Below are 19,449 nucleotides of genomic sequence, written 5' to 3'. Positions count from 1 at the left end.
CCGCCACCGACCCGACACCGTCGTCGAAAGGGACCGTCATGACCGTCACCACTCCCCCGAACACCTACGCCGCGCCGGGACGGCCCGACGCGAAGGTGGCCTTCAAGCCCCGCTACGACCACTTCATCGGCGGCGAGTACGTCGCCCCGGCGAGCGGGCAGTACTTCGAGAACCCGAGCCCGGTGAACGGCAAGGTCTTCACGGAGGTCGCCCGGGGCAACGCCGCGGACGTCGACAAGGCGGTCGAGGCCGCCTGGCGCGCGTTCGACTCGTGGAAGAAGACGACGATCGCCCAACGCGCGCTGATCCTCAACAGGATCGCCGACGTCATGGAGGCGAACCTCGAGATGCTCGCCGTCGCCGAGACCTGGGACAACGGCAAGCCCATCCGTGAGGCCCTCGCCGCCGACGTCCCGCTCGCGATCGACCACTTCCGCTACTTCGCCGGGGCGATCCGGGCGCAGGAGGGTTCGACCGGCGAGATCGACGCCGACACCGTCGCCTACCACTTCCACGAACCGCTCGGCGTGGTCGGCCAGATCATCCCCTGGAACTTCCCGCTGCTGATGGCCGTGTGGAAGCTCGCCCCCGCCCTCGCCGCCGGCAACTGCGTCGTCCTCAAGCCGGCCGAGCAGACCCCCGCGTCGATCCACGTCTTCATGGACCTCGTCAAGGACCTCCTGCCCGCCGGGGTGCTCAACATCGTCAACGGCTTCGGCGTCGAGGCCGGCGCCCCCCTGGCGAGCCACCCGAACATCCGCAAGATCGCGTTCACCGGCGAGACCACCACCGGGCGCCTGATCATGCAGATGGCGAGCGAGAACCTCATCCCGGTGACGCTCGAGCTCGGCGGCAAGAGCCCGAACGTCTTCTTCGCCGACGTCGCCGACGAACGGGACGACTTCTACGACAAGGCCCTCGAGGGCTTCTCGTTCTTCAACCTGAACTCGGGCGAGGTGTGCACCTGCCCGAGCCGGGCGCTCGTGCAGCAGTCGATCTACGACCAGTTCACCGCCGACGGCGTCGAGCGGGTGAAGAAGGTCAAGCAGGGCGACCCGCTCTCGATGGACACCATGATCGGCGCCCAGGCGTCCAACGACCAGCTCGAGAAGATCCTGAGCTACATGGACATCGGCAAACAGGAAGGCGCGACGCTGTTGCTCGGCGGCGACCGGGCCGACCTGGGCGGCGACCTGACCGGCGGCTACTACGTCAACCCGACGATCTTCGAGGGCCGCAACTCGATGCGGATCTTCCAGGAGGAGATCTTCGGCCCCGTCCTGTCCCTGACGAGCTTCAGCGACTACGACGACGCCATCAAGATCGCCAACGACACCCTCTACGGTCTCGGTGCCGGCGTCTGGAGCCGCAACGGTGCCCAGCTCTACCGGGCCGGCCGCGACATCCAGGCCGGTCGCGTCTGGTCGAACACGTACCACCAGTACCCCGCCGGGGCGGCGTTCGGCGGCTACAAGCAGTCCGGCATCGGTCGCGAGAACCACAAGATGATGCTCGACCACTACCAGCAGACCAAGAACCTGCTGGTCAGCTACGCGGACGGTCCGATGGGCTTCTTCTGATGACGCCCGAGCAGACGGCCGCCGCCGCGCCGGCAGTGGCAGCAGCCGAGGAGGCGCGGGTCGGCGCGGTCACGCCGGCCCCCGCCTCCGGGATGGTCGCCGCCACCCCCTCCCGGGTCGACGTCTCCCCCGAGGCGGCGGCGTTCCTCGTGTCCCTGACGGCGCAGCACGGCCCGCTGATGTTCCACCAGTCGGGTGGCTGCTGCGACGGTTCGTCGCCGATGTGCTACCCCGTCGGGTTCTTCCGGGTGGGAGCCGTCGACGTCCACCTGGGCGACCTGCACGTCGACGGGATCGACCCGATCGAGGTCTACATGTCCCGGAGCCAGTTCGAGTACTGGAAGTACACGCACCTCACGATCGACGTCGTGCCGGGCCGCGGGGCCGGGTTCTCCGTCGAAAGTCCTGAAGGGAAGCGCTTTTTGATTCGATCCCGAATGCTCACAGAGACCGAACTGGGCTACTTCGAGGAGTGACCAGTCCGCAAATAGTCCGCGGGAGCGGCAGCAGCCATCGCGGCGGCTGCCGCTTTTCGTGTCCGGTCCGCAGCCTGAGGCATGAGGTGGGCATAGATGTCGAGGGTCGTCGAGGCCTTCGAGTGTCCGAGCGCCTTCTGAACAGTTACGACGTCGCACCCTGCGTCGATCAGAGAAGACGCGTAGAAGTGCCTCAGGTCGTGCGGACTGATGCCCGTGACGCCGGCTCGGACGCATGTCTTCTCGAACCAGCGACGGAGACCGTTCGGTGACGGCGGCGCACCGTTAAACAGCCACCCCTCACTCCCCTGCACGCCGATCGTCTCGATGTGGCGGGCCAGCGAGTTCAGGAGCTGATCCGGCAGGACCACGTAGCGCTCAGAGCCGTGCTTGGGAGGCAGCACCAGACGCTCTCCGTCGTGGTTCTGAATCTGGCGTTGGACGTGCAGCCGACGCCCCTTGAGGAAGTCGATGTCGGACGCTTGGACAGCCGTCGCCTCACCGATGCGGAGGCCAGCGAATGCCATCAGCTCGACCCAGGGGCGCATCCACAACTCTGCGGCGGCCAGGATGGCGCTCACGTCCTCAAGGGTCGGAACCACCATGGCGTGTTCCGCCCGTCGCCGCCGAGGCAGGGCCACGCCGTCAGACGGGTCCGAGGCGAGGAGGCGGTCTCGAACTGCTCCGCGCAGGACACCACGCACGTACTTCATCCTTGTGGCGATGGTGGACGGGGCGAGGTTCATGGACTTGACCCACGTCTCGACATGCGACCGTCGCAGCTTGCCTAGCTCGACGTCGGCGAAGGTGCAGCCGGCGAGCGCGTGGTCGGACGCGCGTCGCGTTGACGCAGCCCATACTTGGCGCGCGGACCACGAGGCATAGAACGATGCGAGGGTCGTTCGCCCTTGGACCGGATCGACGTATGACCCTGTGCGTATCGAGACTGCAACAGTCTCGAGGTAACGGGTCGCGTCGACCTTCCTGTCGAAGTGGCGCGAGTGTTCTCGCCCTTCGTCATCCCGGTAGCGGGCACGCCACTTGCCGTTAGGACGCTTCTGGATGCTTGCCACGACGATGCTCCTCCGCTTCGACGATCTCCGCAGCCACCACACTGGGATCGATCTCGGTCAGCGTGCGCAAGTTGCGGTCCAAATGCTCGATCGTGTGCTGAGCCTCAGCGTCGAATGAGTCTCGATCTCTGAAGTCGCGAGCGATGAGGCTGAGGTCTTCTCCTGCTGCTGTCTGTAAGCGGACGAAGGCCTCTGTGGCGTCCTTGAACGCCACGAACGCCTTCCGCCCCCGGCTGTGATTCCTGTCGATCTGGGTCAGCAGATACTCGCGTCCGTCGGGGTTGGTCATCGCCGAGACGGTTCGACGGAAGATGCGCGACAACGCCTGGGCCTCGATCATGCGGACGGGCCTGGTGGCGTTTTCGATGCGGGACACCATCGTCTTGTTGACGTAGGTCAGGCCCTGTTTCTTAAGTAGGTCTGACAGATCAGCCTGACTCCACGAGTTCTCCTCGCGCAGCCGGCGCACCTCGGCGGCGAAGCTTCTTTCCTCGCGTGTCAGCTTGGCCTCTGATTGCTCCTCATCCGTCATGCAGCCATGGTGGCACAAATCGGAGCAGATTTGGAACGACACGGATTCAAATGCGGTTGCGTGCCCCCGGTTGGGGGTGTTAGGTTGCAGTTCAAAGACGAACCCAACCGGGTTCATAAACGAAACGGAGCCGCAATGACCTCACCCATCGTTCTCCTCACCCTCGAGGAGACAGCAAGCCTTCTCCGGCGCTCCCCTGCCGCGTTGCGCTACATGGTCCACAAGGGAACCGCCCCAAGGTCTGCACTCATCGCAGGCCGACGCATGTTCTCGGAGCAGGCAGTCACCGACTACCTCGCAGCAGCCTTCGCAGAGGCCTCGTAATGCGCCCCGACGACGAGGACTTCCAAATGGAGGTGCCGTGCTGACCAAGAACAGCAACCGCAAAAAAGCCCCCGATGCCGGCCAGGGCAACGAGGGCGCAACCGAAACCCCCTACTACGAAGGAACGATCCCCATGACTGTACTCAACCGCCTCGCAAGCCGCACCCTTCAACTCCCGGACGCCATCCGCCTAAACGTGGCCCTGGGACGCAATCTGCGCGCCGCCGCGAGCGACCAGGGGTTTACGAGAGCGACCCTTCAAGCCACGACCGGCGACACGTGGATCAACACGCAGCGCGCATGGTTCGGCCTCAAGCCGATGGCCCACTCCGTCCTCATGGCACAGGTCGCCGTGCGGGCGAATGCTGCATCGATCTGGCCGGCATCCACGACGAGCTGGGCCTGACGTGGCGACGGGCACCACCGGCCTTAGCGGTGGCAGCAAGTCTGTAGTGCTTGTCGCCCGTCACGCCGATTACGACGTCATCGAACACATGGACCCGGAGTCCGCCCGCAAGCTCGCCGTCACGCTCATGTCGGCTGCTGGACGGGTCGAACGATCATCCGCTGCCCCTGAATGGCCCTAGCAGCAGTCCAAGCATCGACTACAGAAAGGAGGACCATCGATGACCTGGACCAAACTGTCGGACGACTTCACTGACGACACCTGGACACTCTCAGACGCCGCCGCGCGAATGCACGTCGACGGCCTCGTGTGGAGCAACAGGAAGCTGCTCGACCTGCACATCCCCAAGGTGGACCTGCCGCGGTTCGCCAAGACCCCGAGCGCCGTCACGGAACTACTCGAGGGCGGCTGGTGGCACGAAGACGACGAGCATTACGTCATCGACCATCACGCCCGGTATCAGCGTCTGCGCGAAGCCGTCATCAAGCAGCAGACCGTCAACAAGGAGAACCGGGCCAAGCGCGGGCAAGGCACGCCTGCGGCAAGGGAAGTCCGCTTCAACGATTCGTCTAACGATTCGTCGATCGACTCGTCCAACCATTCGTCAGATGGGCACGATTCGTCGAACGAAATGGACAGGACAGGCCGGGACGAAGAAGCACTTGGGGTCGCTTTCAACGAAAAGACAGGCGAGGTAGAGGCAGAAAATAATTCGACCCCTCGAACCACCTCCTCGTGGGTTGTTGCTCCGATCCCGCAGGGCAAGGCGTGCCCTGTCTGCCTCGCACCTCTGGATGCCGACTACCCGACCGCTGTTTGCCCGAAGCAGGACGAGGCGCATACGGCTGCAAGGAGGTCGGTCGCGTGATGGACGAGTCGTCCGAGTTGGGGCGTGCTGTTCTCCCGCATCGTGATCCGACGTTTGATGCGGTGGCGGTGCTGCTTGAGCAGGGTGTGTCGGCGACTGATTGGCAGATCAGGGGGCCGCGGCTGGTTCGCCCGTCCGCGGCCCCTGAGGTCTCGTCTGAGGTTGTGACGGTGAATCTGCAGCCGGACGTGGCCCGGGCCGTCTTGTTGTACCTGCGTGAAATTGCCGAGTTGCAGCCGTCGCGCTCGGGGAAGACGAACACTTACCGCCTGAAGGGCAGGAACGCATGAAGAACCAGAATGAAGTAAATGCGTGGCTGAAAAATGTCGCTGACTTGTTCAACCACGGCTCGGTCATCTACGAGGCGGCAGGTAAGCCTGTTGCAGTCTCTGGGCTGGGAGATGTGGGCCTTGCATCGATGGCTCTTGCCATGGAACTGGCGGCCACGTCGCACGACCACACGGAAGCGATGGACGTTCTGGTCCGGCACAAGCAACACGACCCAGACACCTTCGAACTCGTCATGTACGGCGCGGTGCTGAACCTCCTGGCGCTGCACCTCGAGCCAGCCTTCCGGCTACTGGATGGAACAAGTACGGATCGTCGTGCGCGGGCCGTGAAGGACTGGAAGGCGGTGAAGGAGGCCAGTGGCAGCTAAGGCCCCGGATGCGTACCTGCACGGGGATGATGGCCCGATCGTCATCGTCCCCGCGCGGGTGGCCGCGTTCCTGAAGCGGTACACGGCCCTTGACGAAGCCCGCCTCAGAGTCCGAACCGCTGACAGTGAGATCTACGACGTCCTCAGCAGCCTCCATCGGGCGGCCCTGGCGTACATGCCACCGGACCCCGCCCGGGAGTCCGAGCCTGTCAAGGATGGCGTCGCAGCAACGGTCACCACTCGCCAGGCTGCCGGCATCTTGGACCTCTCGACTCGGGGTGTCCGGGACGCCTGCGAGAAAGGGAGGCTCGAGGGGCGGCTGGTCGAGAACAGGTGGATCATCAGCCTCGCATCCGTGAGACGTTACGCCCGCACAGATTAATAACACTGCCACATGTGGCATACAACAGGTGGGGTTGGCGGCAGTCGGGAGAACCTAGATGTAGCTGATTGACAGCACGTCTCGGCAGAACCAGGAGGTTCCCCCATGCCCGCCAACCCCACCACCACATACGCCAGCCCGCTCCACGAGCAGGCAGAGAACACCAAGACCGAGTTCCAGCGCCGTGCCGACACTATCCGCGCAGACAACCGCCTCACCCCGCAGGGCAAGCAGCAAGCGATCGCCAAGCTGTACACCAGCACCCGATCCACCCTCGACGCGCTCGGCACCACGTACGACACAGGCCGCGTTACCCGACGCGCCACCCTCGAGCGCAACCTGTTCGGCCTCAAAGCCGGCGCACTCAGCACCGACACCATCAGCTACCGCGACGCCATGGATCGAGTATCGAGCGTCAAAGACGAAGCCGACCTCATCCCCATCCTCCGCACCGCCAACCTCAGTGGTGACACCATCCTCGGCAAAGCAGTCCTCGCCCGCGCCTTCGAGCTAGGCGAGGTAGGCACCATCAACCAGTACATCGAGGCAACACCCGACCTCGAGAAGGACGTCGTCGAACTCTGGGGACTGAGCGCACCCGATGACTTCCAGTCCATGTTCGACGACACCATGTTTGCCGTTCAGAAGCCCACCGAGATCGCAGCCCTCAGCGACAGCGCCATCAATGGCATGGCATCGACCGAAGGCTGAGACCTCCGCTCGACAGGGCATCGTCCGATCGACGAATGCACCGATATACGAGCCGATATATGGGGTGGGGGCACCCCTTGACGGGTCCACCCGGGGTACCTCCGGGGCGGCAACCTTTCTCTCCCCACGGAAGATTCCGTGCCCGCGATCCCCAATTACGTCGGAGACGCAATGACCAACAATCATGGGGCGAGCCTGGACGCAGCACGTGTGGGTGTCGAGGAGATCCGACGTGAGCAGGCCGCCGCTAATCGCTTCCACTAACCCACACCACCCAAGCCGCAGTCGGTGCGCAGCCCGTTCGAGTCGGGCCTAGCTTCGCCGACTCAAGCTCAGAGTCGCCCCAATAGAGAAGAGGATGATTCCTGGCACCGTAAAGCAAAGGCCAAAGAGCAGATCGGCGGGAGATGACGCCTCGGTGGACGAAGCCGCTTCCCAAATGAAGGGAGTTCCAATGCCGGCGATAAGTCCACCGACACTGTTGGCAAAGGGAAGCAGGCGACTATTTCTTCGACCGGTAAGTATGCGCGCCGCTGCCCAATCAATGTCCCCGCGCTGAAGGTGCTGACTGTTGGTCATGCGAGCGCGCGCAATTGCCAGGTTGCTCAACTCGCGAGTCAGCTCGAAGGGAAGCTCTGCCAGATAGGCCGCTTCGTCCTCGTGAATCGCGACCTCCTTCGTGCGCTTGCTAAGAGCCGCAATGTCGACCTCGATGGCTATGCCGATGAGCCGCTTTTGTTGCTCAGACAAGCCACCGAAGAAAGTCGCGATCGCTGCATCTGTCGATACAGCTTCCGAAGCAGCGGGCGGCGCAAGAGCATCGGGGGGCAACCAGGGCATGGTGGGAGGTGGGGCGACAGGATGATCACTACCTGTAGCCGCGGGTTGAGTATCAGCCATGTTTCGCGGCTTATGCCGAACGCTTGTACGGAACCTGGCGATCGCCCGCCAGGCGCCTCAGATGATGTTCGTGCATAGCAACGTCATTGCGCTCAAGGATGTCGAGGACTATTGCTAGCCGCCTCAGTTCCTCTCTCCTACGTTTTTCGCGTCGGAGAAACGCGGAGAGCGGCACAAGATACGCAAACGTGGTGAGAACGGCAGCTCCCAGGCTGATTAAGGCAAGGTCCGTCTCGGAACTTGACGCCGCCGAAAAGATGAGAAGGAGTGACAGTGCCACGCTCGCGGCGGCGGTGACAACAAAGAGAACCTTGAGAATCCGGAGCTGGGTTCGACCCCGGTCTCTTTGCCGCCCAATTGTGACCCGGCTTACTTTGTAATCGCTCATAAGTCGAGCTAGATCCTCATCAGCCCGCCCATCAGCACCGATGGTCCACGTGCGCCCTTGTTCCACGCGCACAGAAGCGCCGTCCCGCCTGACGCCCGACTTTGCGGCGTGACGAGAGGCCGAACTTGGCAGACCGTTCATAGGATCACCATACTTGAGGTGAGCCCATTTCCCGCCGTGGATTCGCATGCCTTCGAGGGTGATGACAAGCCCAAGCGAGGACGGCCAACTCAGGGCGAGGCAGTCACGCTGAGACATATCGATATGCCAGATGGGGATGGGGGTACCACCCAGACTTCTCCCAGGTATACCGTCGGATAGCAATTCTGATCCTGCGTGCGGTCTTCCCCTGTTTTTTGCGCAACCCTGACTGGCCTCTTGTGCCCGTTTTAGCGGCCTTTTGCCCCGCAGGCGACCTCGGCAACGACCTATTTGCGCAGTCGCCAAATCTCGCAACTCGGATTGCCAATTAGACAACAATGTCTAATGTACTAGCGAGTTATCCGTAACACGGACTAACCCCGATCTGTGGAGCTGATGACCTGCAGCCTTTGCGCCGCAACGCTTCGGGCGCCTCGCTCGGATACAAGGTTCTGTTCCACGAAGCGCCGCATTCGAGCAGCTCGTGCTGATCACAGGGGGCTGATTTGCTCGCCGAAATGGCCAATATGCGCCGCTTCGTGCAGTATCCGAGGCAAGAAGGCGCGCAGCTTACCGTGCGAAGAACATGCACCTGAGTGTCATTTTGCCTCCGACCAACTAAATACGAATATTGGCCCGCTCGACCGAGCGGGCTTTTTTATGCCCAAAAGTGGGCCAGTGCAGAAAGCGGGGCCAGTCATGGCCGGTAGCAACAGACAGACGAAGGTGACGCTCGTCGCCGAGGTGACCAACTATCTCAGCGGCCTTGAGCAGGCAGCGAAGAAGACCAGAGAGCTTGGCAACGAATCGGAAAAGCTGGCTCAAAAGGGCGCAGCTATCGAGGGCCTTGGCAAGGGCCTGGTCGGCTTCGGTGGCATCGCTGCTGCTGCTGTGGGCCTGGCGGTGGCCAAGTTTGCTGAGTTCGACGCGGCCTTGTCCGGGGTGCAGGCGGCAACGCACGCCACCGAGGGCGACATGAAGCTGCTCAGTGATGCTGCGGTGGCTGCTGGGGCATCAACTGTCTACAGCGCCACCGAGGCGGCAGGGGCCATTGAGGAGCTTTCCAAGGCTGGTCTGACCACGGCGGACATTCTCAATGGCGGACTCTCGGGCGCCCTCGACCTAGCGGCAGCCGGCGGGCTGGAAGTGGCCGACGCAGCGCAGCAAACGGCGATCGCACTCAAGCAGTTCGGCCTTGAGGGCGACCAGGCAAGCCACGTAGCTGACCTGCTCGCTGCAGGTGCTGGCAAGGCTGTCGGCGACGTTTCTGACCTCGGCGCTGCTCTCAGTCAGGCAGGCCTCGTTGCTGACGGCGCGGGGCAGTCCATCGAGGACACCACGGGCGTGCTGGCTGCGTTCGCTGATCAGGGTTTGCTCGGTTCCGACGCTGGCACGTCGCTTAAGTCGGCCATCATCGCTTTGCAGGCTCCGACTGACAAGTCGCGCGAAGTGATGGAGAAGTACAATCTCTCGTTTTACGACGGCAACGGGCAGATGCTTTCGTACACCGAGATTGCGGGTCAGCTCTCGACGAAGCTGGCCGGGCTGACGGATGAGCAACGTAACGCGGCCCTCGCGCAGATCTTTGGCAATGACGCGATCCGGTCGGCAAACGTCCTCTACGGGCAGGGTGCCGAGGGCATTCAGAAGTACATCGATCAGACGAACGATCAGGGCTACGCAGCCGAGACGGCGCGACTCAAGCTTGACAACCTGAGGGGCGACGTCGAGCGTTTGGGTGGCGCTTTCGATACGGCCCTCATCCAGTCCGGGTCGGGGGCTAACGACACGCTGAGGGGGCTGGTGCAGACCGCTACCGCACTCGTCGACGGCATCGGCAGCCTGCCGGCACCTGTACTGCAGGCTGGTACTGCTGTCGCTGCTGTCTCGTCCGCTATCGCCCTGGTGAGCGGTGCCGCGCTGCTCGGGCTACCGAAGGTCGCCGAGTTCAAGCGCGGTTTGGACACCCTTGGAATCAGTGGTGCATCTGCCGCTCGAGGCATTGCGGGCATCGGTGGTGTCGTGGCCGTCGCGTCGGTCGGGCTGGCTTTGTACGCCGAGAAACAGGCTGACGTGTCGGCGACGGCGTCTCAGCTCGCGGACACGCTCGACAAGACGACGGGTGCGTTTACGAGTTACACCCGTGCGGCCCTGGTCAAGAAGCTTGCCGACGATGGTGCGTACGAAGCGGCGGCGAAAGCTGGCGTGAGCGCGAAGGAACTCACCACGGCGGTCATCAAGGGTGGCAACGCTCTCGACGAAGTGAAGTCGAAGCTGGCCGACACGAACAACGTCGGTTCGTTTCTCACGGGTGAGGGCATCGCTGCTGGCAATGCCACGCAGGCCATCGTGAACGCGAACGAGGCGGTCGGGCAGAGCAAAGAGCGCTTTGAGGCCATGAAGGGCGTGAGCGAGGAAACGGCGGGCGCTACCGACCAGGTGGCTACCGGCTTCGAGGACGTGCAGTCGGCGTCTGAAGCAGCCTCGACCAGCGTCGATGATCTCAAGGCTGCAATTGAGGGGTTTGGGTCCGCGCAGCTCGACGTGAACTCGTCCACCCGCGACTTCGAGGCGGCACTGGACGGCCTGACCGACTCAGTTACGACCAACGGCAGCAGCCTGGACGTCGGCACCGAGAAGGGGCGTGCGAACCAGGCGGCACTCGACCAGATTGCGCAGTCGACGATCAAATTGTCGTCGGCCACGCTCGAGCAGACCGGATCTCAGGACGCGGCGAGTGCTGCCATCGCGAATGGTCGTCAGAAGCTGATCGAGGCGCTCGGGCAGTTCGGTATCAACGGGCAGGCCGCAGAGGACTACGCCGACCGTCTGGGGCTGATCCCGTCCAACATCAACACGCAGGCTCAGATTACCGGACTTGCCGATGCAGAGGCAGCCCTGGCGAACCTGACTCGTGTCCGGCAGGCGCGCATTCAGGCAATCGTGGACCGTGGAGCGGACGTCACTCCGCAGTCGGGTGGGACCACGCGCCCCGGGTTCGCGTTCGGTGGGGCCATCGAGGGACCGGGCACGGCGACGTCGGACAGTGTCCCCATTTGGGCATCAGCCGGCGAACACATGCTCGACGCTCAGGACGTCGCGAACCTTGGGGGGCAGGCAGGTGTCTACGCCATGCGTGCCGCACTGGACCGGGGCGTGAAGCCGTGGAGCCGATACGCCGAGGGTGGAGCCATCGACGGGAACGCCTACAGGGCCACTCAATACGTCACCTACGCCAACACCTACCAGGGCGGCGGCGGGGGCGGCTCTGATCGGCCCGTAAACATCACGGTTCAGTCGAAGGGCGGAATCGACCTGACGAAGTATGTCGAGATTGTTGTCGACCGTGCCGACCAGCAGGGGCAGATGAGCAACCGCATGGGCAAGCAAGTCCGCTAAATGCCTCTCCCCGCGAGTTCCGCCAAGGGGCCACCAGGATAGGTGGCCCCTTCCGGCCCGGTGTAGCTCAGAGGACAGGGCAGCGGGTTTCTACTCTGCAAGTCGGTGGTTCGAATCCACTCACCGGGACAGACTTCTGCTGACACTCCTTGATTGTTCTGACCAGCGAGGTTAGATCTGGTACATTTCTCGTAAGTGCTAACCCTCGCCCTATGGCTTGGTTAGGCGCTTGCCGCCCCTCGCGAGTTCAGCTTGCGAGGGGCTTATCTTTTTATTTGCGAATGACGACGCCCGGCTGTGACGCACCCGGCTTGAGGCCATTGACTGCAGTGTGGGTGGCGCTTCCGATCTGCCCCCAGAGAGACGCCGGGGCAACTTTGGCCACTCGAGTGCTGGGCGCCATGTACGACCGCCATCCGGCATAAGCAACGAGGTCAGCCATCTGAATGAAGAACGAGTGGTTGGACTGTCGAGGAACGGGATCGTCGATGAACCGACGTGCTGAGAATCGCAGCGGAGGTCCCCCAAAAGCGCTGCCCGCCACGAGGTGTCGGCGCGCTCGACGCATAAGTCGTCTTACGGAGTCGTTCTCGCCCTCGTCGTGAAAGAGCATCACCGACTTGTTTTCCTTGGTCGACGTGCGTTCTAGGCGTTGCAACAGAGTGTGCCAGGCCAGCTCGAAACAAGCCGTTCCGCTCACTCCCGCCGAGGCCTTATCCACGACGACTGAGAAGGCCCGAGCGTTTAGGGTCGATAGCTCCTGGAGGTGAGACCGAAAGACGAACCGCCGTTGTCCAAGCGTGAGCTGATGGGGCGTCAGAGGTCCACTTCCACGAATCAAGTAGTTGGCCTTAATCTCGTCGCGTAAACGAACGCCCGTCGCTGACCGCATGCGACCGCGGAACGCAATGTAGTCGTCAAGAGCTTGCGGCCACTTATCGGCCTCAATGAGCACGCAGCCCAAGCTAAAACAAGCTGACGACCCGCCCAGAGCCGGATTCCCGGTATCGCCCGATTCATCTATGTAAGCCAGCAGCATTGCAGTCCCCCTCGGTGTTATGACGGTTTGACCCTAAGGGATATGCGCCCTGGGAGGCGACTGAAGCTCAAATGAGAGCAACCGTATCCGCCCACGCCGTACGTGGGCAGAGGGCACCGGCACCTGAGTCGTCGGTCAATCAAGTTGCCATATTTCTGCATGCACAAGCGCCATGCAGCGCACCCTTTCGTGGCAGACCTGCTGTTTGTCGCCAAAGAAGATGGTTTAGGCAACGACACCCCCCGCGGACGAGTAGTCACGAGGGAAGGGCACTTTGTCGGGCTAGCTGAGTGGTCACGCTTCGACATCCTCAATAGTGAGGTTGAGTCCGCTGTCCAGGTGGTGGGACCAGGTGGCTTTGTACCCATCCCACGAAGCGGTCTGGCCTACCTTCCGAACCTGCCCTTGCCATTCCCTGCAATGTCTAATTCTCTGGAATCGAGAGGTCTCGTTCTGTGGGCAATTCGGCGACAGTGATTTCGTCGCGCAACCAGCGGCGAACGTTTTCGGTTGCAGCTCGAGCAATCTTTGAAGAGGCAGCACTGTCGCCGGCCGTAAAGGCGGCTCCGAGCCGGTTGTTTACGTAATACCTAATCGGCATGTCCTCGTCATCAAGTTCCAGCGTGGCGGCGGCCTGAACATTCTCAATAGCTATGGCAACTCGCGTACGAGCGTCTTCCACTTGAGTTTTATTGCGTCGAAATGCATTCTGCGTGTATGCAGTATTCAAAGCTGATATGAAGGTGCTGGCGGCTCGCCTCTTGGCCGCTGCGCGGGCTACTAGAACCGCTTCTCGGCGCTCGTCGGCCCGGATAGCAGCTTCCGCGCTTAGCTCACGTTTTCGCACCCGATGCTGAAAGACCAGAACGAAGATCACTAGTCCCGAGCTAAGAGCACTGACCGCTAAGGGGATGATGATGCCCGACCACAGTTCGAACGGTGATCCTTGGGATTCGACTGCTGCGGTCAGTCGGTCAATTGCCTCACGTATGTCCTGCACGAGGCTCGCCTACTTGGAGTCAGAGAGCTGGGAACGGAGCGATTCCGACTCTCCTGCAAGCGCCTCCCACTCATATGCGGCCGCTTCGCGAGGTTGAAGGAACTGCACGCGCGTCCGCAGCGGCTTCTCGGCCGCCATGAGAAGCGAGTTGCCACTAAAGGCAGTTAGCTCCCCGCGCACGTCCAGGAGTGCTGCAGCGCCGGCAGGGTCGTGGGCTTTGATCTGCTTGGACGCAGCGGTCAGGGACTTGCTCAAAGCTTTCCGGCTGCCCGCGTCAAGCTTGTCCGCGGCTAGTTTCGCCCCGAGGTCGTGCAGGCCTTCGAGCAACTGGGCTGCCTCCGCGTAGACACTCTCGTCACGCTCGGCCACACGCGTGTACCGGTTGGCTTCGATCTCGACAAGACCGTAGCTGTGGAGCTGCGCGATCGCTTCGCGGACAGGTGTGCGAGAGACGCCAAGCCACTTGACGAGCTGGTCGTCGTTCAGGCGCTCACCTGGCTCGAGCGTGCCGTCCACGATGGCAGCGAGCATCTTGTCGAAGACGACATCGCGGAGGAGTCGACGAGGGCCAGTGGTTCTTTCGGCCTAAGGGATCGGCATGTACTTGAGAATAGTCGATGGTATGTCTGATATTTCAAGAACTTTGGGTGACAGCGCATGTGGGCTTGAATGCCGACTACTCACGCCCCCTAGCTGTCCCTAGCCTCGGCGGTAACTCATAGGGGGATTTTTGACGCAAGATCACACAATCGAAAAGACGGCACACGGGGGGTTATCGAGGCGGTCAGTTCTTGTCGGCTCGGGCCTGGCGGCCATCGCGGCTGCTATCGGGCTTGGCCCTCTCGATCCGCTTCCGGCGTTTGGGGCGACGTACACAAATGGGAATGTGCCCGCCTCGCAGCTGTCGCTAATTTCGTGGACACGCACGCAAGGCTTCAACCCGAATAGGACCATCCGGTCGGACATCTTGCCCAGCTTGACAGCCATGAACACGGCCTTTCAAAAGGCCTTCGGCTACAACCTGCCGATCAATGACGGCTACCGCAATTACGCCGAGCAGGTGCAAGCCAAGAAGGACTACGGCAGCGAAGCCGCAACGCCCGGGGAATCTCCCCACGGCTGGGCAACCGCAATCGACGTAGGCACACGAGACCAGCGCCGCATCTCCTTCAATGACGCAACCTACAACTGGCTAAAGGCATATGCCGGAGTCTACGGCTGCGTTCACCCAGCCTGGGCCGAACCAAGTGGGCGCCTTCCCGAAGCCTGGCATTGGGAATTCACCGGCACAATCACAGCCCCCACCACACCCGAGGAAGCAGAACATCTCATGTCAAACGGCGAGAGCTACACCATCTACAAGCGCTCAGGCACTGGTCGGTACTTTGCTGCCTGTGCAGGACGCTACGTCCCCATCGGATCGACGCTTACCGCACAGACTGGCCTTGACGGTCAGCGAGTGATCGACCTGCTGATCGCAGATGGAGCAAAGTTCCGCGAGCTTTCTGGGGCCGACTACGACGGGCTGAACGTTCTCTACGCGACGGTCGCCGAAAAGACTGCGGTCTAGGTGTCCACTGTCCTGATTGCGCTCTAAGAAGTGCCCCTTAGCCGAATAGCTAGGGGGCACTGTCGTGCGTGCATTGTGGAAAAATACCCAAAATAGACATCGCCTGACCCCGGAGGGGCTAGGCGGACCCAAGAGGGGGAATCCCTCCCCTGGTCGGGCTCAGGGCCGGATCTCCTGATGAGGTCACGACTTCCGCCCATTCCTGTAGCTTCTCGGTGTGCAAAGCGATACTTTGGGCCGCATTTCCGATGCCTTGGCCTTTATCGAGCAACAGCCAGTTCTCACTGACGGGCAGTTGCTTCTGCGCGACTCGCTCGTGGCCTGGCAGCGAGTGGCTGGGGATCTCGACGCCTGGGGCTTGATGAGCTTGCAGGCGTCTTACGACTCCGACAAAGTGGATAGCGCACTAGACGCGGCCGTTGTCGCCCGAGAAGAATCGGATCTGTTCCGCGCATCTGGTCTCCTTGCAGAGGAACTCGCTTCCTTCCTCAAGCGAACTACCGTTCTTGCCCCTCTAGAGAAGCCGAGCGTCAGCGACACGTGGCAGGAAATTGCAACTGACTATCTTCGGACTGCTGGATCGCTGCGATCGTCTGCCGTCCGACTTCAGGCAGCTGAACTAAATGGACAGGCCGCGATGCTTGCGGCTACGGCTGCCGAGGCGAGCGCGGACAGCGCAAAGCGCGCGGCGGGGACGGCGGGTGAGGCTAGCCTCGCTAGTTACTTTCAGACCTATGCGCGCCATGAACATGCGGCTTCATGGCTTTTCCGCTTTCTCGCCTTCGCCGGCCTTGCAAGCACCGCTGTTCTCGCCTGGTGGCTTTTCGTGGAATCCGAAAATGTCGATCTCAAGGTCAGCAGCCTCATCCTTCGATCGGCCATGGTTCTTGCGATCGCGGCGTTTTCCACTTATTCAATTCGGCTAGCGGGACAACACAGGCACCAGGGCAACTGGGCAAAAAGCATCGCGGTTCAGCTCAACTCATTCGGTGCCTTCATGGAGCCGGTCGAGTCTGGCGAGGTGAAGGACGCCATCTATGAACAATTTGCACGGCGTGTTCTCGGAGCGCCTCCGGAGAGTCGAACGACGGCACCGGAAGGCACATTGCAGATCACTGCACACGACCTTATTTCGCTCATACCGAAGTCCTGAGCCCTACCCGATTCTCGACCAGGTGCCGCATCGGCTAGTTTCAAACACGTCGCCGTCGCGAAGCGTGACCGTGGCTGGACCACTGACAATATTGTTGTCAATGATGTCTGCGTCTGAACCGGTTCCGCTCATCCAGGCGTAGTAGCAGTCCGTGCTGGACGCGATCGAATAGGTTCCTGCGGTCACGTTGGTCCCGACGATGTGAACACCGTTGCCGAATTCGCTCGCTTTCTTGGCCGTCTCGGCGGCACTCACGGCTGTCTCCCGGGCCGCCAGCTCGGCATCTCGAGCGTCCGCAGCTACTTGCTGATCCTCAACGTCGCTTGCCGCCGCCTCGAGCTTCCCTTTCTCGACGCGCAGGTCACTGATTTGCTCACGCTGTTCGTCGATGTCCTGATCTTTTGCCTCAACGGTGTCGGCCAATCGGGCCTCAAGGCGCTTGTACTCTTGCGTTTCAGTCGCCGCTGGGGTGGCAGCAGCGGCGATCCCTGCGCCTGCGAGTCCGCCGACGATTGCAGCAGCGCCAACGATGCCAATGAGACGACGGCGCGGGTCATCCAAGAAGTTCTGGATGGATGCTGGCACCTGCCGCTTTGCCCGCCGTTGGGAAGGCCTCAGAGTGCCTGTCAGGTGCGGTTCGTTGTCTGTCATGCGTCCCCCAAAGTGTCCACGTCTCGGCGGACTCTATGACGAACGTGAGATTGTGTCGACGCCCCGAACGGGGGTTGCTGGGGCCGGCTGCTCGATCGCATCGGGGAGAGGGACCCCACGCAAGCAAGCAGGTAGCCCCTCCGGGTAAAGCCCGTTATCACACACGGAGAATTTTGGGGATCTCCACCCTCGCCGATGGTGATCGAGGCAGAGCGCGAGCGGTCTGCCCGACCCCGGTGCACGAGGGTCTGGGGGGGGTCATTTGCCTTCAATGTGGTGGCAGGCTAGGCACCCGCAGCGTCCCGGAGTAAACGGGGCTTGCTGTCGGAGCCTTACCCCTGGGAAAGAGACGCCAACCAGCGCAAACCTTCTTCGCGCGTGATTAACGCTTTTGAATGGCTGACAGTCGGGTAAACGACGGTGAGGTCGCCGTGCTGCACCAGGTTGCGAATCGTCTGCGCGGACAGGCCTACCAGTCGTGCGAATTCTGCGATTGAGTATGCCCAGCGGCCATCATCAGCCTTGCCCGGGTCAAGCATCCCGGTCTCGCAAGAACGAGCCTGGGTGCCGGTTCACCAGCACGGAGAGGCTGACCAGCTCGGTCCAAGTGACCGGGCGTTCTCCGTGGAGTTTGCGGTAAAGGCTCTGCGGCGACATGCCAACTTGCGGTGCCGTGGCCTTAATGGTCATACCTAGCTCGTCCAGTGCTGCTCGAAGCCTCTTTGCCAGAAGGCGGTTCGTTTCGTCATCCATGACACAAGACTGTCCGAGGCTTGTTCGCCGAATGGGTCAGACTCGAAAGCAGGCTTTCAGGTCGACCTCTTGCGTGGAACTTCTCCCTCGGTCCGCAGCCAGTCCGCAAGAACTCCAGCGGAAGGCCACCACGTCCAACCCCTGATAATGACTCAGCCCCGTAGTTGCGGGCCAAGCACTCCCCCACCATCACCCCCAACGGCTGGCGTCGAGTACTGGAAGTACACGCACCTCACGATCGACGTCGTGCCGGGCCGCGGGGCCGGGTTCTCGATCGAGAGCCCGGAAGGCCGGCGGTTCCTGATCAGGTCACGACTGCTGGACGACGACGAGCTGCGGGCGTTCGGACTCGACGACGCGGTGGGCGACACCCCGGCCTGATCGGCCGACGCCGCCCGGGGACTCAGTCGGTCGGCGGGTGGGGCAGGGCGTAGACGCCGTGCCCCACCCGATCGACCACTCCCTGTCGGGCGAGGACGCTCAGCGTCGACAGCACGCTGCTCCGGCGGTAGTCGGGCAGGGCGGCGACGATCTCGGTGGTGCGCCGGGCGCCGTTCCGCAGCACCTCGGGCACGCGGTCGGCCAGGGAGTCGCCGACGGGCGCGGTCGCGGGGGCGACGTCCGTCGGGTCGCCGGCCCGCGCCTCCTGGTCGTACTCGGCCCGGGCCTGGTCGAGTCCCTCGGCCGAGACCCGGGTGGTCGCACCGTCGGCACCGGAGGCGTGCGCGTAGGGCGCGAGGGTGAGCGACCGGCCGACGCGCGCGTACACGGCCGAGGCGCTGGTGCCCTGGTGCTCGGCGATCTCGGGGTACGACGCGCCGCCGAGCAGCAGCACCGCCTCGCCCTCGAGGCCGAGCCACTGGCCGAGGCTCGCGATCTCCCAGCCGGCGGTCGTCACGGCCGAACCCCAGACCTCGATGTCGTCGGCGTGCTCGGTGGTGAGCGTCTCGAGGTCGTCCAGCAGGTCGAGGAGTCGCCGGCGGGCGTCGTCGACGATCTCGGCCGTGAACTGCGGCGGGCGGCGAAGTTTGATCGGTCGTGACATTTGTGAAAGACTATCCAAGTTGCCTTCGTGGCACCACGACGTCGTCCGGCAGTCCGGGCGTCACATCCCCCACTTTTTTGGAGTTCCCATGGCTTTCGCAATCGTGCGCGCCGGTGGCCGTCAGGAGAAGGTCGAGGTCGGCACGATCCTGACCGTCGACCGCCTCAAGGCCGCGACCGCCGACACCGTCTCGTTCGTCCCCGTCCTGCACGTCGACGGCGACACCATCCTGTCGGGCGACGACCTGGCCAAGGTCACCGTCGAGGGCGAGGTCCTGAACGACCTGCGCGGCCCGAAGATCGTCATCCAGAACTACAAGAACAAGACCGGCTACAAGCGTCGCATGGGCTTCCGTGCCGACCTGACCCGCGTCAAGATCACCTCGATCACCACCAACTAA

21 protein-coding genes, 1 tRNA gene and 2 pseudogenes are annotated in these 19,449 nt (G+C 62.6%); 15 read left to right on the top strand and 9 right to left on the bottom strand.

Annotated elements, in window-relative coordinates:
- The first annotated feature begins 38 nt into the window (after positions 1-38).
- Positions 39-1,580: an acetaldehyde dehydrogenase ExaC gene (exaC, locus tag IFT79_RS07195; protein ID WP_056045771.1), complete on the top strand. Its 1,542-nt coding sequence runs from the start codon at positions 39-41 to the stop codon at positions 1,578-1,580.
- Positions 1,581-1,672: 92 nt separating this feature from the next.
- A complete protein-coding gene (locus tag IFT79_RS07190; RefSeq protein ID WP_192123937.1) occupies positions 1,673-2,056 on the top strand; it encodes a DUF779 domain-containing protein in 384 nt (127 codons plus the stop codon).
- Here IFT79_RS07190 and IFT79_RS16885 read toward each other — a convergent pair.
- Together IFT79_RS16885 and IFT79_RS07180 are read right to left on the bottom strand one after the other, a co-directional pair.
- Complete coding sequence (locus IFT79_RS16885; RefSeq protein ID WP_192123450.1) at positions 2,041-3,129, bottom strand: tyrosine-type recombinase/integrase; 1,089 nt, start codon at positions 3,127-3,129, stop codon at positions 2,041-2,043. The two genes, IFT79_RS07190 and IFT79_RS16885, sit on opposite strands and share 16 nt — an antisense overlap.
- Positions 3,104-3,661 (bottom strand): helix-turn-helix transcriptional regulator, encoded by a 558-nt coding sequence (locus IFT79_RS07180; protein WP_192123448.1) that lies wholly within the window; start codon positions 3,659-3,661, stop codon positions 3,104-3,106. The genes IFT79_RS16885 and IFT79_RS07180 overlap by 26 nt, the downstream gene beginning before the upstream one ends.
- Positions 3,662-3,667: 6 nt before the next feature.
- On the opposite strand from IFT79_RS07180, the gene IFT79_RS16880 reads away from it, so the two are divergent.
- The 7 genes from IFT79_RS16880 (at position 3,668) to IFT79_RS07150 (ending at position 7,010) form a co-directional block, all read left to right on the top strand.
- A complete protein-coding gene (locus IFT79_RS16880) occupies positions 3,668-3,985 on the top strand; it encodes a helix-turn-helix domain-containing protein (RefSeq protein ID WP_342211789.1) in 318 nt (105 codons plus the stop codon).
- Positions 3,986-4,022: 37 nt separating this feature from the next.
- Complete coding sequence (locus IFT79_RS07175) at positions 4,023-4,391, top strand: hypothetical protein (protein WP_192123446.1); 369 nt, start codon at positions 4,023-4,025, stop codon at positions 4,389-4,391.
- A 220-nt stretch (positions 4,392-4,611) separates the two neighbouring features.
- A complete protein-coding gene (locus IFT79_RS07170; protein ID WP_192123444.1) occupies positions 4,612-5,259 on the top strand; it encodes a hypothetical protein in 648 nt (215 codons plus the stop codon).
- On the top strand, positions 5,256-5,549 hold the full coding sequence (locus IFT79_RS07165; protein ID WP_192123442.1) for a hypothetical protein: 294 nt from the start codon (positions 5,256-5,258) through the stop codon (positions 5,547-5,549). The genes IFT79_RS07170 and IFT79_RS07165 overlap by 4 nt, the downstream gene beginning before the upstream one ends.
- The gene (locus IFT79_RS07160; protein ID WP_192123440.1) at positions 5,546-5,917 is read left to right on the top strand and encodes a hypothetical protein; all 372 of its coding nucleotides are present in this window, start codon (positions 5,546-5,548) and stop codon (positions 5,915-5,917) included. Before IFT79_RS07165 ends, IFT79_RS07160 begins: the two co-directional genes overlap by 4 nt.
- On the top strand, positions 5,907-6,299 hold the full coding sequence (locus IFT79_RS07155; RefSeq protein WP_192123438.1) for a helix-turn-helix domain-containing protein: 393 nt from the start codon (positions 5,907-5,909) through the stop codon (positions 6,297-6,299). Before IFT79_RS07160 ends, IFT79_RS07155 begins: the two co-directional genes overlap by 11 nt.
- A 105-nt stretch (positions 6,300-6,404) precedes the next feature.
- Positions 6,405-7,010: a hypothetical protein gene (locus IFT79_RS07150; protein ID WP_192123437.1), complete on the top strand. Its 606-nt coding sequence runs from the start codon at positions 6,405-6,407 to the stop codon at positions 7,008-7,010.
- Between the two features lie 312 nt (positions 7,011-7,322).
- On the opposite strand, the gene IFT79_RS07145 is transcribed toward IFT79_RS07150, so the two are convergent.
- Complete coding sequence (locus IFT79_RS07145) at positions 7,323-7,850, bottom strand: hypothetical protein (protein WP_192123435.1); 528 nt, start codon at positions 7,848-7,850, stop codon at positions 7,323-7,325.
- Positions 7,851-9,165: 1,315 nt separating this feature from the next.
- On the opposite strand from IFT79_RS07145, the gene IFT79_RS07140 reads away from it, so the two are divergent.
- Together IFT79_RS07140 and IFT79_RS07135 are read left to right on the top strand one after the other, a co-directional pair.
- Positions 9,166-11,838 (top strand): phage tail tape measure protein, encoded by a 2,673-nt coding sequence (locus IFT79_RS07140; RefSeq protein ID WP_192123434.1) that lies wholly within the window; start codon positions 9,166-9,168, stop codon positions 11,836-11,838.
- Positions 11,839-11,894: 56 nt separating this feature from the next.
- Positions 11,895-11,967, top strand: a tRNA-Arg gene (locus IFT79_RS07135).
- 142 nt (positions 11,968-12,109) lie between these two features.
- Here IFT79_RS07135 and IFT79_RS17060 read toward each other — a convergent pair.
- From IFT79_RS17060 to IFT79_RS07120, 3 genes and pseudogenes are all read right to left on the bottom strand, one after another.
- On the bottom strand, positions 12,110-12,877 hold the full coding sequence (locus tag IFT79_RS17060; protein WP_192123433.1) for a DUF3800 domain-containing protein: 768 nt from the start codon (positions 12,875-12,877) through the stop codon (positions 12,110-12,112).
- A gap of 424 nt (positions 12,878-13,301) precedes the next feature.
- On the bottom strand, positions 13,302-13,877 hold the full coding sequence (locus tag IFT79_RS07125; protein WP_192123432.1) for a hypothetical protein: 576 nt from the start codon (positions 13,875-13,877) through the stop codon (positions 13,302-13,304).
- Between the two features lie 9 nt (positions 13,878-13,886).
- Positions 13,887-14,414: pseudogene (locus IFT79_RS07120) on the bottom strand (GntR family transcriptional regulator); the annotation flags it as partial.
- A 193-nt stretch (positions 14,415-14,607) separates the two neighbouring features.
- Between IFT79_RS07120 and IFT79_RS07115 the strand changes: the two are divergent.
- Positions 14,608-15,447 carry a M15 family metallopeptidase gene (locus tag IFT79_RS07115; RefSeq protein WP_192123430.1) on the top strand — a complete coding sequence of 280 codons (840 nt, stop codon included), beginning with the start codon at positions 14,608-14,610 and terminating at the stop codon, positions 15,445-15,447.
- 217 nt (positions 15,448-15,664) lie between these two features.
- Entirely contained in the window at positions 15,665-16,600 is a 936-nt protein-coding gene (locus IFT79_RS07110; protein ID WP_192123429.1) for a hypothetical protein, read from the top strand.
- Positions 16,601-16,603: 3 nt separating this feature from the next.
- Here the strand turns inward: IFT79_RS07110 and IFT79_RS07105 are convergent, their stop codons facing one another.
- Positions 16,604-17,251: a hypothetical protein gene (locus tag IFT79_RS07105; protein WP_192123427.1), complete on the bottom strand. Its 648-nt coding sequence runs from the start codon at positions 17,249-17,251 to the stop codon at positions 16,604-16,606.
- A gap of 531 nt (positions 17,252-17,782) precedes the next feature.
- Positions 17,783-18,004 carry a helix-turn-helix domain-containing protein gene (locus IFT79_RS07100; protein WP_192123425.1) on the bottom strand — a complete coding sequence of 74 codons (222 nt, stop codon included), beginning with the start codon at positions 18,002-18,004 and terminating at the stop codon, positions 17,783-17,785.
- Positions 18,005-18,214: 210 nt separating this feature from the next.
- Here IFT79_RS07100 and IFT79_RS07095 point away from each other — a divergent pair.
- Positions 18,215-18,385, top strand: a pseudogene (locus IFT79_RS07095) (DUF779 domain-containing protein); the annotation flags it as partial.
- A 22-nt stretch (positions 18,386-18,407) separates the two neighbouring features.
- Here IFT79_RS07095 and IFT79_RS07090 read toward each other — a convergent pair.
- Positions 18,408-19,049 (bottom strand): hypothetical protein, encoded by a 642-nt coding sequence (locus IFT79_RS07090; protein ID WP_056045774.1) that lies wholly within the window; start codon positions 19,047-19,049, stop codon positions 18,408-18,410.
- Between the two features lie 88 nt (positions 19,050-19,137).
- Between IFT79_RS07090 and rplU the strand changes: the two genes are divergently transcribed.
- Positions 19,138-19,449 (top strand): 50S ribosomal protein L21, encoded by a 312-nt coding sequence (gene rplU / locus IFT79_RS07085; protein ID WP_054144935.1) that lies wholly within the window; start codon positions 19,138-19,140, stop codon positions 19,447-19,449.

It is taken from the genome of Frigoribacterium sp. CFBP 8759 (assembly GCF_014841655.1).
GTDB lineage: Bacteria > Actinomycetota > Actinomycetes > Actinomycetales > Microbacteriaceae > Frigoribacterium.
This window is presented reverse-complemented; position numbering and strand designations above follow the sequence as displayed.